Here is a 13947-nt window from a genome sequence, read left to right as displayed (position 1 = left end):
GGACCCCCAGAGTATTTTTGCCAAGATGAAGGGGCGAGGTTTTTCGGTCTGTCCCGTCGGGCGACATGACAACGCCCAGCGCAAGGCCGGGCGGTCTGAGGTTTTGGCAGGTGCGGGGCGGCTCAGAGCTGCTCCATCACCTCGTCGGAGGCTTCGAAGTTCGCGGTGACGCGCTGGACGTCGTCATCGTCTTCGAGCGCATCGACCAGTTTCATCAGCTTCTGCATGCCGTCGAGGTCAAGTTCGGTCGTGGTGACCGGTTTCCAGATCAGCTTGGTCGAGTCGCTTTCGCCAAGTTCGGCTTCGAGGGCCGTGGCGACTTCGTTGAGGTCGGTGTCGGCGCAGTAGATGAAATGGCCCTCTTCCGAGCTTTCGACATCCTCGGCGCCCGCTTCGATCGCGGCCATCATGACGGTGTCGGCATCGCCCGCGCCGGCGGGATAAGCGACCTCGCCCTTGCGTTCGAACATGAAGCCGACGGAGCCTGTTTCGCCCAGGTTGCCGCCATGCTTGCCGAAGGTGGAGCGCACGTTCGACGCGGTGCGGTTGCGGTTATCGGTCATCGCCTCGACGATGACGGCGACGCCGCCGGGGCCGTAGCCCTCGTAGCGGATCTCTTCGTAATCGTCGCCCTCACCGGCCTGGGATTTCTTGATGGCGCGGTCGATCACGTCCTTGGGGACGGATTGCGATTTCGCTTCCTTCACGGCGAGCCGCAGGCGCGGGTTCTTGTCGGGATCGGGATCGCCCATCTTGGCGGCGACGGTGATCTCCTTGGAGAGCTTGGAAAAGAGCTTGGACCGCGCGGCATCCTGACGCCCCTTGCGGTGCTGGATATTTGCCCATTTTGAATGGCCGGCCATAACGTCCTCTTGGAATCTGGGATTTGGTCGCGCCTCTATAGTGCAGGGGGCCGGGTTTCGGCAAGGTGGTCGCGGCAAAGCCGTTTGACGGGGGCCGCAGGATGCCTATGTAGGAGAGGCGGTTCGCCGCTTCCTCCCATTGCCGCCCCCCTTTGCAAAGGACGCCATGCCGCCCTCCCTCTTTGAGCAGTTCGTCATCCTCTGGGTCGTGATTGACCCGATCGGCACCATTCCCGTCTTTGTGGCGGTCACGGCGGGGCTGGCGCCGGAGGCGCTGAGGCGGGTGGCGGTTCAGGCCAGCGTCGTGGCGGCGGGGGTGCTGGGGTTCTTCCTGGTACTGGGGCAGTTCCTGATTGACGCCCTTGGGATTTCGCTGCCGGCCTTTCAGATCGCGGGCGGGCTGATCCTGTTCCTGTTTGCCCTGACGATGATCTTCGGCACGCCGATGAACGGGGCGGGCGCCGCGGATGTCCGCGAACGTGGTGACGGGATGCCGGCGATCTTTCCGCTGGCGGTACCCTCGCTGGCCTCGCCCGGCGCGATGCTGGCGATTGTTCTATTGACGGACAACAACCGGTTTTCCGTGCCGGAACAGGCGATAACGGCGGCGATGATGCTGCTGGTGCTGGGGGCGGCGCTGGTCATGATGCTGCTGGCCGGGCCAATCCTGCGGGTCATCCGGACCTCGGGCGCGGCGATTGTCAGCCGGGTCATGGGCATGGTTCTGGCCGCCGTGGCCGTCGATAACGTGATCGAGGCGGTGACGCAGCTGGTGGCGTGACGATTTCCTCTGTCCGGAGCGGCGTGTCGGGTTAGATCAGCGGGATGGACATGGATCAGATCATCCTTTTCGCGATCTTCTTCGCGGTGTTTGCGCTGCTGCTCTGGGGGCGGTGGCGCTATGATATCGTGGCCTTTGGCGCGCTGATGGCGGGCGTGGTGCTGGGGCCGGTGGAGGTGGAGAACGCCTTTTCCGGGTTCGGGCATGAGGCGACGCTGGTGGTGGCGCTGGTGCTGATCGTCTCCGCCGGGCTGGTGCGGTCGGGGGCGGTCTACCTGATCACGCGGACGCTGGTGGACAGCGGGCGGGCGCTTGGCGCGCATATCGCGATCATGGGCGGGATCGCCGGGGTGCTGTCGGCCTTCATGAACAATGTGGCGGCGCTGGCCCTGCTGATGCCGGTGGATATCCAGACCGCGCGCAAGGCGGGGCGTGCGCCGGGGCTGACGCTGATGCCGCTGAGTTTCGCCACGATCCTGGGCGGGATGGCGACGCTGATCGGGACGCCGCCCAATATCATCATCGCCTCGATCCGGCAGGACAATCTGGGCGAATCTTTCCGGATGTTCGACTTTGCGCCGGTGGGCGGGGTGACGGCGCTGGCTGGGCTGGTCTTTGTGGCGCTGATCGGCTGGCGATTCATCCCGACGCGGGAGGATGCCGCCGTTCAGGCCAAGGACATGTCGCCCTATGTGGCCGAGCTGACCGTGCCGGAGGGCAATGCCCGCGTCGGCAAGCGGGTGGGCGAGCTGATGGAAGCGGCGGAGAAGGCGGATGTCGCCATCATCGGGCTCATTCGCAACGGCAAGCGGCTTTATGGCAATGCGCGCAGCAATATCATTCAGGCCGGCGATGCGCTGGTGCTGGAGGCCACGCCCGAGGCGCTGGATGAATTCCGCTCGGCCCTGTCGCTGGCGTTTTCCGATGACCGGCGGGAGGAGCTGCTGAAGGCCGATAGCGAGGGGCTCGATGTGATTGAGGTCGTCGTGAAGCCCGAGAGCCGGATCGCCGGGAAGACAGCCCAGTCGATCGGCCTTTCGTGGCGGCAGCGCGCCGTGCTGATGGGGATTTCGCGGCAGGGGCGGCGCATCACCTCGCAGGTGCGGAAGACAGTGATCGAGCCCGGCGATATCCTGCTGATGCTGGTGCAGAAGGATACCGGGCCCGATGTGGCGGACTGGGCGGGCGGGCTGCCGCTGGCCGACCGTGGGCTGGCGGTGACGCAGGACAGCAAGACCTGGTCGGCCATCGGGGCCTTTGCCGTTGCCGTGCTGGCGGCAAGCGTCGGGCTGATCGACCTGCCGATTGCCCTGGGGATCGTCGTGATCGCCTATGTTCTGTTGCGGATCCTGCCGCTGCAGGAGCTTTACGATCATGTCGAATGGCCCGTGGTGGTCCTGCTGGGGTCGATGATCCCGCTGGGGCAGGCGCTGGAAGAGACCGGGGGGACGGAGCTGATCGCCGGCAGCCTTGTCTGGCTGACCGACGGCTGGCCCGCCTGGGCGATCCTCGCGGCGCTGATGATCGTGACGATGACCCTGTCGGATGTGCTGAACAACACGGCGACGGCGATTGTGGCGGCGCCCATCGGGATCCAGATGGCCAAGGGGCTGGATGTCTCGCCCGATCCGTTTCTGATGGCGGTGGCGGTGGCGGCGTCTTCGGCCTTTCTCACGCCGATCGGGCATAAGAACAACACGCTGATCCTTGGCCCCGGGGGGTATCGGTTCGGAGATTACTGGCGGATGGGCCTGCCGCTGGAGGTGCTGGTCTGTGCCGTGTCGATCCCGGCGATCCTGATCTTCTGGCCGCTCTGATCAGCCGCGCAGCATGCGCCAGAGGCTGAGCGCAATGTCCGACAGATCGCCCGCCCGGGCCAGCAGGTGTTCCCGTTCAAGCCCACCATGCCGGGCGGCGTCGAGGCGTCTGAGCATGCGATCCAGGCGGCGGCGATGGGTGCCGGTGGCCAGCTGGACCGGATCGGCCACGATCCCCGCAAAGGTGGTGAAGAGAGAGGCGCAGACCGAGAGCACAAGGCCAGTGATCAGCAGCTGCGAGGGGCCGATATGGCTGGGGAATACACCGTAGTAGAGACGGCCAAGGCCGGAGCCCAGGGGGAAATCGGCGATGGCGGTGCTTTGCGCGCGCAGTTCGGCCACCGGACCGGCGAGGGTCATCACGCCGAAGGTCGGCGTGTGGAAGATGAAGAGGCCGGAGGCGATGACGAGCAGGGTCGTCGCAATCTCTGCCACCGCGCTGCGGGTACCGACGTAATCGGCGATGACGGCGCGGCGCAGCGGCTCCGGGCTGGGGACGATCAGGCCCTGCTCTGCCATCTCCTGCAGGAGCACGTCGAGACGGCGGCCCACCTCCTGCGCCACTGCTGTCGGCAGCAAGATGCGGCGGGACGCCAGCCAGTCCGACAGGCGCCGCAGACGCAGCGCCCTTGCCAGCAGGGCCAGCAGGCGGGTCAGCAGAAAGACCGGCGCCAGCACGACATTCAGCGGCGCCTTGAGCAGGTCCCAGCCAAGCGCCGCGCGATGCAGCTGCAATGTGCCACGCAGGCCGAATGTCGCCCGGCAGAAGCCGCGCAGCCGGGCGCGGCGGGCCTTGGAGGTGTCGGGGTCTGGGGTCACTCTGATCTCATGGGGACGGGTCCTCCGCCCCCATATGGGCGCTCCGGATCACATCGGCCAGTAGAGCGGGATGACAGCCGACACGATCAGCCCCATCGTCAGGTTCAGCGGGATGCCGATGCGCATGAAATCGGTGAATTTATAGCCGCCCGGCCCGTAGACCATCATGTTCGTCTGATAGCCGATGGGCGTGGCAAAGCTGGCCGAGGCCGCGATCATCACCGAGACGACCAGCGGGCGCGGGTCGATCCCCATGGCCGTCCCCAGACCGATGGCGATGGGGGTCACCACCACGGCGACGGCATTGTTCGACACCAGTTCGGTCAGGACGGAGGTCAGCAGGTAGATGGCCCAGATCACAAAGAATGGCGGCAGTTCCGTCAGATAGGGCGCGATGGCGTTGACGATAAGTTCGACCGCGCCGGAATGCTCCAGCGCCGCGCCGACGGCCAGCATGGCGAAGATCATGGTCAGCAGCCTGCCCTCGACAAAGGAAAACGCCTCATCGGCGTCGATGCAGCGGGTCAGGAGGACGATGGCCACGGCAAAGACCGTCAGCATGAAGATCGGGGCGACGCCCAAAGCGGCCAGACCCACGATGCCCGCCAGCGCGGCGACGGCGATGGGGGCATGGCCGCGGCGGTAGGCGCGGGCGGTGGGCTGGGTGACGTCGACCATCTCCATATCCTGGGACAGGCGACGGATATCCTCCGGCGCGCCTTCCAGCAGCAGGGTGTCGCCGACGCGCACGACGGTCTCGTCCAGCTGACGGCCGATATTCTGGTTCCGGCGATGCACGGCCAGCACATAGACGCCATAACGGCGCCGCAGGCGGAGGGAGCCCAGCTGGCGGCCCACCATGCGGCAGCCGGGGGTGATCAGCGCCTCGACCGTGGAGGTCTCCACCGCCGAAATTTGGTCGACCCGTTTCAGCCCCTTGGTACGCTGCAGGCTGAGGAGTTCGGTGATCTGGGAGCGCAGCACGACGATATCGCCCACCTGCAGGACAACCTCCTTGAGGTTGCGCCGGAGGCTTTCGTCACCGCGCACCACGTCGATCAGCCGCACGCCCTCGCGTTTGAACAGCTGGACCGAGAGGACCTCCCGCCCGATCAGGTTGCTGTCCGGGGGAATCACCGCCTCCGTGAAGAATTTCATGCGGGAACGGTCCTGCAGCATGTCGGCCATACTGTCGCGTTTGGGCAGCAGCATCGGCCCGATGACCGACAGATAGAACATGCCCCAGAGCACCACGATAATCCCGATGGGGGTGACCTCGAAGATCGAAAACGGCTCCAACCCGCGGGTCCGGGCCACACCATCGACGAGCAGGTTGGTGGAGGTGCCGATCAGGGTCAGCGTGCCGCCCATGATCGCGGCATAGGACAGCGGGATCAGCAGCCGCGACGCGGTTACCCCGAGTTTGCGCGCCAGCTGGATGAAGACCGGGATCATCACCACGACGACGGGGGTATTGGCGACAAAGGCAGAGGCGATGATGACAAAGGCCAGCATGGCCGCGATGGCGCGTTTGGGCCGATCCGTGTAGCTGACCGCGCGCTGCGTAAAGGCATCGAGCGCGCCGGTGCGCACCAGCGCGCCCATGATGAGGAACATGGCCCCGATGGTCCAGGGCGCGGGGTTTGAGAGCACCTCCAGCGCCTTGTCATAGGGCAGCAGACCCAGAAACATCATGAGGGCTGCGCCGCCAACTGCCACGACTTCAACCGGATAGGTCTCTCTCAGGAAGAGAAGAAACATCCCCAGAACCACCAGCAGGGTCACCGCCGCCATGCCGGTCTGGGAGAGAGAAAGAAATTCGATCAAAATGGGTCGGTCCTAGGTCTTCCTGTGGCAGGATCGCCGGGGCCTATCTAGGCGTCGGGGCCCGCATCAGGCAAGGGCGCGATTGACGCGGCCCCGGGCCGTGGCTGCACCAGCGCCATTCCGGCAAGCATCAGAACAAGCGATGCCCAGATCGTGGGCGCATAGGCCTCACTCAGCAGGATGACAGACCAGATGACGCCGAAGATCGTCACGAGATAGCTGACCTGCACGGCAAAGATCGCTCCGGCGCGCCCGACAATCCAGACATATCCCGAATAGACCAGCGCATGGATCGCGGCGGAGAGCGCCAGCGCGGCCTCCGGCATTCCTAAGGCAACGGGCCAGATCATCTGGCCGGTGACCAGCGCCAGCGGCAACGACAGGACCGCCCCGACGGCGGAGGCAAGAAAGAGGGTCTGGACCGCAGTCATGCCGGCCGTGCCGATTTTGACGACGATATTGCCCTCCATCGCATAGAAGACCGGGGCGATCAGGGCGATCGGCACCCAGAGCAGCATGGCAGGGTCCGGCAGGCTCGCGTCTGGCAGGACGATCAGCAGAACGGCGACGAGCCCGATGGCGAGCCCGGCGAAGCGGCGCAGGTCGAAGCGGTCGGTGGCCATGAGGATGGCGATGGGAAAGCTGATCATCGGGATGAGCGACAGCAGGATCGACACAATGCCCGCCGGCAGATTGGCCAAGGCCCGGAAGGAAAAATAATTGGGCAGCAGCGTGCCGACCAGCGCAACGGTGATCGCGATCATCCATTGCCGACGCGTGGGCCGGAAAAGCTGGCCACGGACCGCCAGAAGGGTGCCGAGGAAGGCCGCGCCGATCAGCGTCTGCCAAAAGATCAGTCCAAAAGGCTGGTAGCCGAAGGAGACGACGATCTTTGACAGCGGCAGGGTCAGGGCCCAGCCGATGCCGATCACGAGCAGCGCGGCAGCGAGGGTCAGCCGATGCATTTTACTGTGGCTCCCTGCCGGGGCGGGGTCCTGTCGGACCGTATCGCAAACGGGACGCGGCCCATGTCAGACCGGCCCCGGCCCGGACTGGGCCAGACGCCCGCCATGGCGCACCATCTCGATCCGCGTGGCAAGGCCGGTCCGGTCATCGGTTTCGACATAGGCGCCTGACAGGGTCGCCTCGCCCTTTGCCGGTTCGAACCGGCCCTTGGACATGCCGGTCACAAAGCGGCGCAGCGGTTCGGCCTTGTCCATGCCGATGACCGAATTGTAGTCGCCGCACATGCCGGCATCGGACAGATGCGCCGTGCCGCCGGGCAGGATCTGAGCGTCCGCCGTGGGCACATGGGTATGGGTGCCAACCACGAGGGAGGCCTTGCCGTCGCACCAGTGGCCCAGCGCCATCTTCTCCGACGTGGCTTCGCAATGCACATCGACGATGGTGGCCTGAACCAGCCCGCCCAGGCGATGTTTGTTCAGCACGCCCTCGATGGCGGAAAACGGATCGTCGAAGGCGCGCTTCATGAAGACCTGGCCCAGAACCTGCGCCACTAGCACCTTGCGGCCACCCGGCGCGTCGAAAATGCGGTAGCCGAGGCCCGGCGCGGTCTTGGCGTAGTTGACGGGGCGGATAATGCGCGGCTCTGACTGGATGAACTGCATCATGTCCTTCTGATCGAAGGCGTGATCGCCCAGGGTCACCACATCGGCACCGGCATCGAGGATCAGCTTCGCATGATCGCCCGAAAGCCCCGCGCCGCTGGTCGCGTTTTCCCCGTTCACCACAACAAAATCGAGCTTCCAGGCCGCCCGCAGACGGGGCAGTTCGGAAGCGATGGCCGCGCGTCCGGCGCGGCCCATGACGTCACCGAGGAAAAGCAGTTTCATTCCTCTGCCCTAAGCCGGTGCCGGGCGAAGGGCAAGCGCGGCCTGCGTCAGAAGCAGGATTGCGGGATTCTATGCTGCGTCTATCGCTCGGCCAGTGGCACGTCGCGCAGGCGCAGGCTCATCTCCGCAACCTGCTCCGGCGTCCATCTGGAGCGTTTGCGGGTTGCCGACGGCGGATCAAGATCCAGCCCCGTGCCGACGCCGTCCCGGTTTGAGCTGCGCGGCCGGATAGGACGCGGCACGAAGCCACCGCCGCAGGTGGCGCAGACGTTGTGCAGCACCGTCTCGACGCAATCCGCGCAATAGGTGCATTCGTAGCTGCAGATACGGGCGTCCAGGCTGTCGGGCGGCAGGTCCCGGTCGCACCATTCGCAATTGGGTCGCAGTTCCAGCATATGGGCCTCCTGTTGGTCGCCCGAGCCTAGACTGGTGCTGCGCGCCCGGCCAGAGTCTTCGCCGTCAGAGGGCGCGGGATTCAGACCCTCTGCTATTTCAGAATCGGTGGTTTTTCCGGATCGCTGCCGGGGGCGATGCGGTCTACCCGTGTCGGCTGTTTCGGCTCCGGCAGGTCGAACCGCAGGCCGTGGCGGGACAGCACCTCTGCCGCCGGGTCGTCGGCCGCAAAGAAACCCACGTCCAGCGTGCCAGCCTCCAGCCCGGAAAAGGTCAGCGCCTCGCTTGTCGCCTTGGCCAGGGCCGGCTCCGCCCCGGGTTTTGCGTCGATGAAGGCCAGCAGATGGCCGCGGGCGCCCGACTGGGCGGAGGTCGCCACCAGATAGGCCGTCGCCGCCAGCCCCGCTGACATAGAGAGTTTGATGTCGAGCGCGCGCAGCAGTGCCTCCGGCAGATCGGTGGGCCGCTGGAATGCAGAAATACGTTCCTCCACCTGCGCGGGCGCATTGGCCAGAGTTTCGGCCAGCCAGTCCACCGCCTCTGCCGGGATCAGGATTGACGATGGCGCGACCTCGGGGTTCAGCGCCAGGCCAACCCCCTGCCCGGCCAGCGCGCCGACAATCGCGCGGCCCGAGAGCGCGGCATAGGGCACAGGCTTTTCGGCGAAAGCGGCCAGCCGCTCCTCCCGGTCGAAGACCAGCGCATAGACGGCATCGGGCAGTTCAAAGAGGTCGGGGGCAAAGGTCTCTCCCCTCGCCTCTTCGGTCAGCATGATGAACAGCTCGCTGTCGGCGAGACGTTCGTAGAATTTCAGCCTGGCGGCGTCATTCTCCGGCGCGGCCTCCATCCCGGCATGGGCCAGATCAAGCGGGGTGTCGGTCATCGAGCGCCTCCTTCACCCTGGCGCGCAGTACCGGCAGCAGCTCTGCCTCGAACCAGGGGTTTTTCCTCAACCATCCGGTATTGCGCCAGGAGGGATGAGGCAAGGGAATAGCGGGACCATAAGCGCGGAAGTCCCGCACGACCTGCGTGACCGGGGCCGTCATGCCCAGATGATACCGCTGTGCATGGGCGCCGATGATGATCTTCAGCCGGACGTCCGGCAAGGCCTGCATGACCTGCCCGTGCCATGTCTCGGCGCAGAGCTTCGGCGGCGGCAGATCGGCCCCCCGCGCATCGTAGCCCGGAAAACAGAAGGCCATGGGGACAATTGCGATCCGGTCCCGGTCATAGAAGGTGTCGCGGTCGATCCCCAGCCAGTCGCGCAGCCGGTCGCCGGAGCGGTCGTCGAAAGGCCGCCCCTTTTCATGCACTTGCAGGCCCGGCGCCTGCCCCGCGATCAGCAGCCGGGCGCCGGCGCGGAACCAGGGCACGGGCCGGGGCGCATGGCGCGTGGCTGTCGCGGCAAAGCGGTCGGCGCAGAGACGGCAGGCGCGGATCTGGTCGGGCAGGTCGGTCGGATGCTCCATTTCCGGGATGATGCAGTCCGGGCCGCAGAGGTCAAATCCTTCATTTCGAGTTTTGTCGAAATAAATCTTGCCACGCGAGAAAGATTCGATATCACTAGAAATATGAAAACGACTCATCTTGATATCCCCCTTGAGCGCGCCGCCTCAACCTTTGCGGCGCTTGGCAGCGAACAGCGGTTGTCCGTTTTGCGGACGCTGGTGCGGGCCGGTCCCGGAGGCGCCACGATCGGGGAGCTGGGAGAGCGGACGGGCATCACCGGCTCCACCCTCACCCACCATATGAAAATTCTCACCCAGGCGGGGCTCGTCCGGCAGGAAAAGCGAGGGCGCAGCATCATCTGCGCCGCCGTCGCCTATGACGAGCTGCGCGAATTGTCCGGCTTCCTGCTGCGCGAATGCTGTGCCGATGCGGGCCCCGGATGCGATACAGAGGACCACGATCATGAGTGACACGACCCATAGCCATGGCGCCCCGGGGCTGTCGCGGCGCATCGACAAGGCCTGGCTCGCCAGCGGGCTGATCCTGCTGGGGCTGGGGCTGTTCGACCCGGCGCAGCTCTGGCCAACGGTCGGGTTTGCGGGCCGGGCGCTGGCCAATACCGCGCCGATCATCGGGGTCGCCGTGCTGGCCATCGGCTATCTCAAGGCCACAGGGGCAGAGACGCTGCTGGCCCGCGCCTTTACCGGCAACGAGGCGCGGATGATCGTGATGGCAGCGCTGATGGGAGGGCTCTCGCCCTTCTGCTCCTGCGAGGTCATCCCCTTTGTCGCGGCCCTGCTGGCCGTGGGCACGCCGCTGTCGGCGGTCATGGCCTTCTGGCTGGCCTCCCCGCTGATGGACCCGGCGATGTTCGCGGTGACGGCCGGGTCGCTGGGCCTGCCCTTTGCGCTGGCCAAGACGGTGGCCGCCGTTGGTGCGGGTCTGCTGGGCGGGTTCGTGGCCAGGGCTGCGCGCAACTCTCCGGTCTTTGCCGATCCGCTGCGCGCCAAACCGCAGGTCGGTGGCTGCTGCGGTGTCAAAAAGCCCTTCTCCGGCCAGCCGGTCTGGCGGTTCTGGCAGGAGGCACCGCGTCGCGAGACCTTCCGCGACACGGTGCTGGAGAACGGTGTGTTCCTGCTGAAATGGCTGGTGCTGGCCTATCTGCTGGAAAGCCTGATGCTGGCCTACGTGCCGGCGGACTGGATCGGGTCGATCCTCGGCGGCACGGGTCCGATGCCAGTGGTGCTGGGCGCGCTGGTCGGGGCCCCGGCTTACCTCAATGGCTATGCGGCGGTGCAGCTGGTCGACGGGCTGTTGTCGCAGGGCATGGCACCCGGTGCGGCGATGTCCTTTGTCATCGCGGGCGGCGTGACCTGTATCCCGGCTGCGGTGGCGGTCTGGGCGCTGGTCAAGCCGCGGGTCTTTGCCGCCTATGTCGGGCTGGCCGTCGTGAGCGCATTGATCGCCGGGTTTGCCTGGGGCGGCATCGCCGGCCTGATCTGACGCGGCCCTGGCAAAGACAGGCGCAATGCCCTGAAAAACCTAAGAAAAATACCAAACCGGCGCCGGGGCGCCGGTTTTTTTCGTCGACCAACACATTTTTACCGTCTTTTCTTGGCAAGATTGCTGGAAATCCGGCATATTGTGTCCAACGACCAACGTGCCAACAACGACGCGCCAGCAAGGCGTGCGAGTGAGCAGACCGGAGCGAGCGATGCTCGAATTCGAAAATGTCAGCAAGTCCTTCTGGACTGGCTCTCAGCGCAAGGTGATCCTGGAAAAGGTGTCTTTCCGGGTCGAACTCGGCCGTTCGCTTGGCATCCTTGCGCCAAATGGCACCGGCAAGACCACGCTGATCAATATGATGGCCGGGCTGGAAAAACCCGATGAGGGGATCATCCGGCGCGATTGCCGCATCTCTTTCCCGCTGGGGTTCATGGGCGGGGTGATCGGCAAACATTCGGCGATGGAAAATTCGCGCTATATCGCGCGGATTTACGGTCTGGATCCCGACTATGTGGAAAGCTACTGCCGGTGGCTGTGCGGTCTGGGCGAATATTTCGATCAGCCGCTGGGCACCTATTCGACCGGTATGCGGGCGCGGTTTTCCTTTGCGCTTTTGCTGGCGCTGGATTTCGACATGTATCTGATCGACGAGGGCATGCCCGGATCGACGGATGTGGAATTCAACCGCAAGGCAGGCGAAATCCTGCAGGAGCGGCTGCGTAATACCACTGTGGTCATTGTGTCGCACAACCCGCGTGTGCTGGAAAAGTTCGCCACAGAGGCGGCGGTATTGATGGGCGGTCAGCTTTATATGTTCGACTCCCTGGAAGAGGCGAAGCAGCTTTATGACTACGAAACCCAAAGCTAGAAAATTCCGCATCCGGACGCAGCCCACGGCCCAGGATGGCGCGCCGCAGGAGGCGTCGCAGAGCCCGGCCCAGCCGGAGCCGCAGGCGCGTCCCGCCCCCTCTGCCGCGGATGTCGCCAAACGCCGCGCGGCAGCGCTGGCCGCGTTGAAAGCCGAACAGCGCGCCGGGGGGGCCGCCAATACCCCCCGCGAGACCGCGCCGGAGCCCGCGCGCCCGACGTCGGGCCCGATGCCTGTCGACGATGGCGAACCCTATATTCCCGACACGACCGAAACCCGTATGGGAGAGGTCTCCAGCCGCGCCGAAGTTGCGGGAGAGACCGATATCGATGCGATCCGGCAGGAAGGTCTCACCGGGCGCCAGCTGCGGATGGCGCGGCGCGTGGCGCAGAAATACGGTTTGGCGCCGACGTCGGATTTCGACGCGGTTCGCCAGCTGCGCGAACGCGGGATCGACCCGTTCAAACCGACCAATATGCTGGAACTGGTTGTCCCCGGGACAGGCCGCCGTGCCGATCTCGACGAGGACGAGCCGAAACTGCCGGCCAGAACCGGCGAACGGCTGCCGAAAACGGTGCCGCTGGACGAGGCCACCCTGCCGTCGACAGAGGTGAACCCGACGCTGCGCCGCCAGAAGGAAATCATGGATATCCAGCGCGATATCGCGCGGCGGCGGCGGCGGCGGCTGTTCCTTCTCTTTACCCGGCTGGCTTTTTTCGTCTTCGCGCCGACGATCCTCGCGGGGTATTACTTCTACGTGGTCGCCACGCCGATGTATTCGACCAAGTCGCAGTTCCTGATCCTGCAGGCCGACAATGCCGGGGGCTCCGGTCTGGGCGGGTTGCTGCAGGGCACGCAGTTCGCAACCAACCAGGATGCCATTGCGGTTCAGAGCTATCTGCAATCCAAGGATGCCATGGTGCGGCTGGACAGCGATGTGGGGTTCAAGGCGCATTTCAGCCAGGACTGGATCGATCCGATCCAGCGGCTTGAAAATGAACCGACCAATGAACAGGCCTATTCGGTTTACCAGAAATACGTGAAGATCAGCTATGACCCGACCGAGGGCGTCATCAAGATGGAGGTCTCGGCCGCCGACCCCGAAGTGGCCGCGAACTTCTCCCGTCACCTTATCGACTATGCCGAGGAACGGGTGGATGAGCTGTCGCGGCGCAAGCGCGAAGACAGCATGCAGTCGGCCCGTGAAAGCCTGGAACGCGCGAAGGTAGAGCGCCGGGAGGCGCAGGAGGCGCTGGTCAGGCTGCAGGAGCAGAATTTTGTCGACCCCGAAGGCTTTATCGCCTCCCTGCGTCAGCAGATCAGCAATTACGAAGTGCAGCTTCAGGAAAAACAGCTCCAGCTCCAGGCGCTGCTGGACAATGCCCGGCCGAACCAGAGCCGGGTCGAGGGCACGCGCGGCGATATCCGCCGGCTGTCCGCCCTGCTGGCCGATCTCAATGCAAAAATGACCGAAGCCACGTCCGGCGAGGCGTCGCTGGCCGAAACGGCGGCCCGGATCCAGATGGCGCAGGCCGATCTGGTGACGGCCGATCTTTTCCTGCAATCCGCCCTGACCAACGAAAAACAGACGGAGCTGGAGGCGAGCCGGCAGGTGCGCTACCTCACAACCTCCGTCAATCCGGTGGCGGCGCAGGATCCTTCCTATCCGCGGTCGTTCGAGAATACCGTGTTGGCTTTCTTGATCTTCGCGGGCATCTATCTGATGCTCTCGCTGACAGCATCCATTCTCAGGGAACAGGTCTCTACCTGA

Annotated in this window: 14 protein-coding genes; 6 read left to right on the top strand and 8 right to left on the bottom strand. The window is 65.1% G+C overall.

The window, feature by feature from the left end; genetic code table 11:
- Nucleotides 1–122 precede the first annotated feature (122 nt).
- Nucleotides 123–863, bottom strand: coding sequence for a YebC/PmpR family DNA-binding transcriptional regulator (locus tag ACRARG_RS14910; protein WP_432690803.1), 741 nt, complete (start codon nucleotides 861–863; stop codon nucleotides 123–125).
- Between the two features lie 166 nt (nucleotides 864–1029).
- Here ACRARG_RS14910 and ACRARG_RS14905 point away from each other — a divergent pair, with 166 nt between their 5' ends.
- Both ACRARG_RS14905 and ACRARG_RS14900 read left to right on the top strand, forming a co-directional pair.
- Nucleotides 1030–1644: a MarC family protein gene (locus ACRARG_RS14905; protein WP_432690802.1), complete on the top strand. Its 615-nt coding sequence runs from the start codon at nucleotides 1030–1032 to the stop codon at nucleotides 1642–1644.
- A 44-nt stretch (nucleotides 1645–1688) separates the two neighbouring features.
- Entirely contained in the window at nucleotides 1689–3461 is a 1773-nt protein-coding gene (locus ACRARG_RS14900) for an SLC13 family permease (protein WP_432690801.1), read from the top strand.
- Here ACRARG_RS14900 and ACRARG_RS14895 read toward each other — a convergent pair whose 3' ends face one another.
- The 7 genes from ACRARG_RS14895 to ACRARG_RS14865 all read right to left on the bottom strand — a co-directional run bounded on the left by ACRARG_RS14895 (nucleotide 3462) and on the right by ACRARG_RS14865 (nucleotide 9822).
- Complete coding sequence (locus ACRARG_RS14895) at nucleotides 3462–4280, bottom strand: DUF6635 family protein (protein ID WP_432690800.1); 819 nt, start codon at nucleotides 4278–4280, stop codon at nucleotides 3462–3464.
- Between the two features lie 48 nt (nucleotides 4281–4328).
- Entirely contained in the window at nucleotides 4329–6074 is a 1746-nt protein-coding gene (locus tag ACRARG_RS14890) for an SLC13 family permease (RefSeq protein WP_432691375.1), read from the bottom strand.
- A gap of 80 nt (nucleotides 6075–6154) precedes the next feature.
- Complete coding sequence (locus ACRARG_RS14885) at nucleotides 6155–7072, bottom strand: DMT family transporter (RefSeq protein ID WP_432690799.1); 918 nt, start codon at nucleotides 7070–7072, stop codon at nucleotides 6155–6157.
- A 66-nt stretch (nucleotides 7073–7138) separates the two neighbouring features.
- A complete protein-coding gene (locus ACRARG_RS14880) occupies nucleotides 7139–7960 on the bottom strand; it encodes a TIGR00282 family metallophosphoesterase (protein WP_432690798.1) in 822 nt (273 codons plus the stop codon).
- An 80-nt stretch (nucleotides 7961–8040) separates the two neighbouring features.
- The gene (locus ACRARG_RS14875) at nucleotides 8041–8355 is read right to left on the bottom strand and encodes a DUF1272 domain-containing protein (protein ID WP_432690797.1); all 315 of its coding nucleotides are present in this window, start codon (nucleotides 8353–8355) and stop codon (nucleotides 8041–8043) included.
- A 92-nt stretch (nucleotides 8356–8447) separates the two neighbouring features.
- Nucleotides 8448–9236, bottom strand: coding sequence for an SseB family protein (locus ACRARG_RS14870; RefSeq protein ID WP_432690796.1), 789 nt, complete (start codon nucleotides 9234–9236; stop codon nucleotides 8448–8450).
- Nucleotides 9217–9822, bottom strand: a complete 606-nt coding sequence (locus ACRARG_RS14865; protein ID WP_432690795.1) for a uracil-DNA glycosylase family protein — start codon at nucleotides 9820–9822, stop codon at nucleotides 9217–9219. The genes ACRARG_RS14870 and ACRARG_RS14865 overlap by 20 nt, the downstream gene beginning before the upstream one ends.
- A 102-nt stretch (nucleotides 9823–9924) precedes the next feature.
- Here ACRARG_RS14865 and ACRARG_RS14860 point away from each other — a divergent pair, with 102 nt between their 5' ends.
- From ACRARG_RS14860 to ACRARG_RS14845, 4 genes are all read left to right on the top strand, one after another.
- On the top strand, nucleotides 9925–10272 hold the full coding sequence (locus ACRARG_RS14860) for an ArsR/SmtB family transcription factor (RefSeq protein ID WP_432690794.1): 348 nt from the start codon (nucleotides 9925–9927) through the stop codon (nucleotides 10270–10272).
- The gene (locus tag ACRARG_RS14855; protein WP_432690793.1) at nucleotides 10265–11305 is read left to right on the top strand and encodes a permease; all 1041 of its coding nucleotides are present in this window, start codon (nucleotides 10265–10267) and stop codon (nucleotides 11303–11305) included. Before ACRARG_RS14860 ends, ACRARG_RS14855 begins: the two co-directional genes overlap by 8 nt.
- A 211-nt stretch (nucleotides 11306–11516) precedes the next feature.
- The gene (locus ACRARG_RS14850; RefSeq protein WP_432690792.1) at nucleotides 11517–12176 is read left to right on the top strand and encodes an ABC transporter ATP-binding protein; all 660 of its coding nucleotides are present in this window, start codon (nucleotides 11517–11519) and stop codon (nucleotides 12174–12176) included.
- Nucleotides 12154–13947, top strand: coding sequence for a KpsE/RkpR family capsule polysaccharide export protein (locus tag ACRARG_RS14845; RefSeq protein WP_432690791.1), 1794 nt, complete (start codon nucleotides 12154–12156; stop codon nucleotides 13945–13947). Before ACRARG_RS14850 ends, ACRARG_RS14845 begins: the two co-directional genes overlap by 23 nt.

This window comes from Pseudooceanicola profundi (genome assembly GCF_050897955.1).
Lineage (GTDB): Bacteria > Pseudomonadota > Alphaproteobacteria > Rhodobacterales > Rhodobacteraceae > Pseudooceanicola.
Note: the sequence above shows the minus strand (reverse complement) of the source record. Positions and strands in the feature narration are given on the sequence as shown.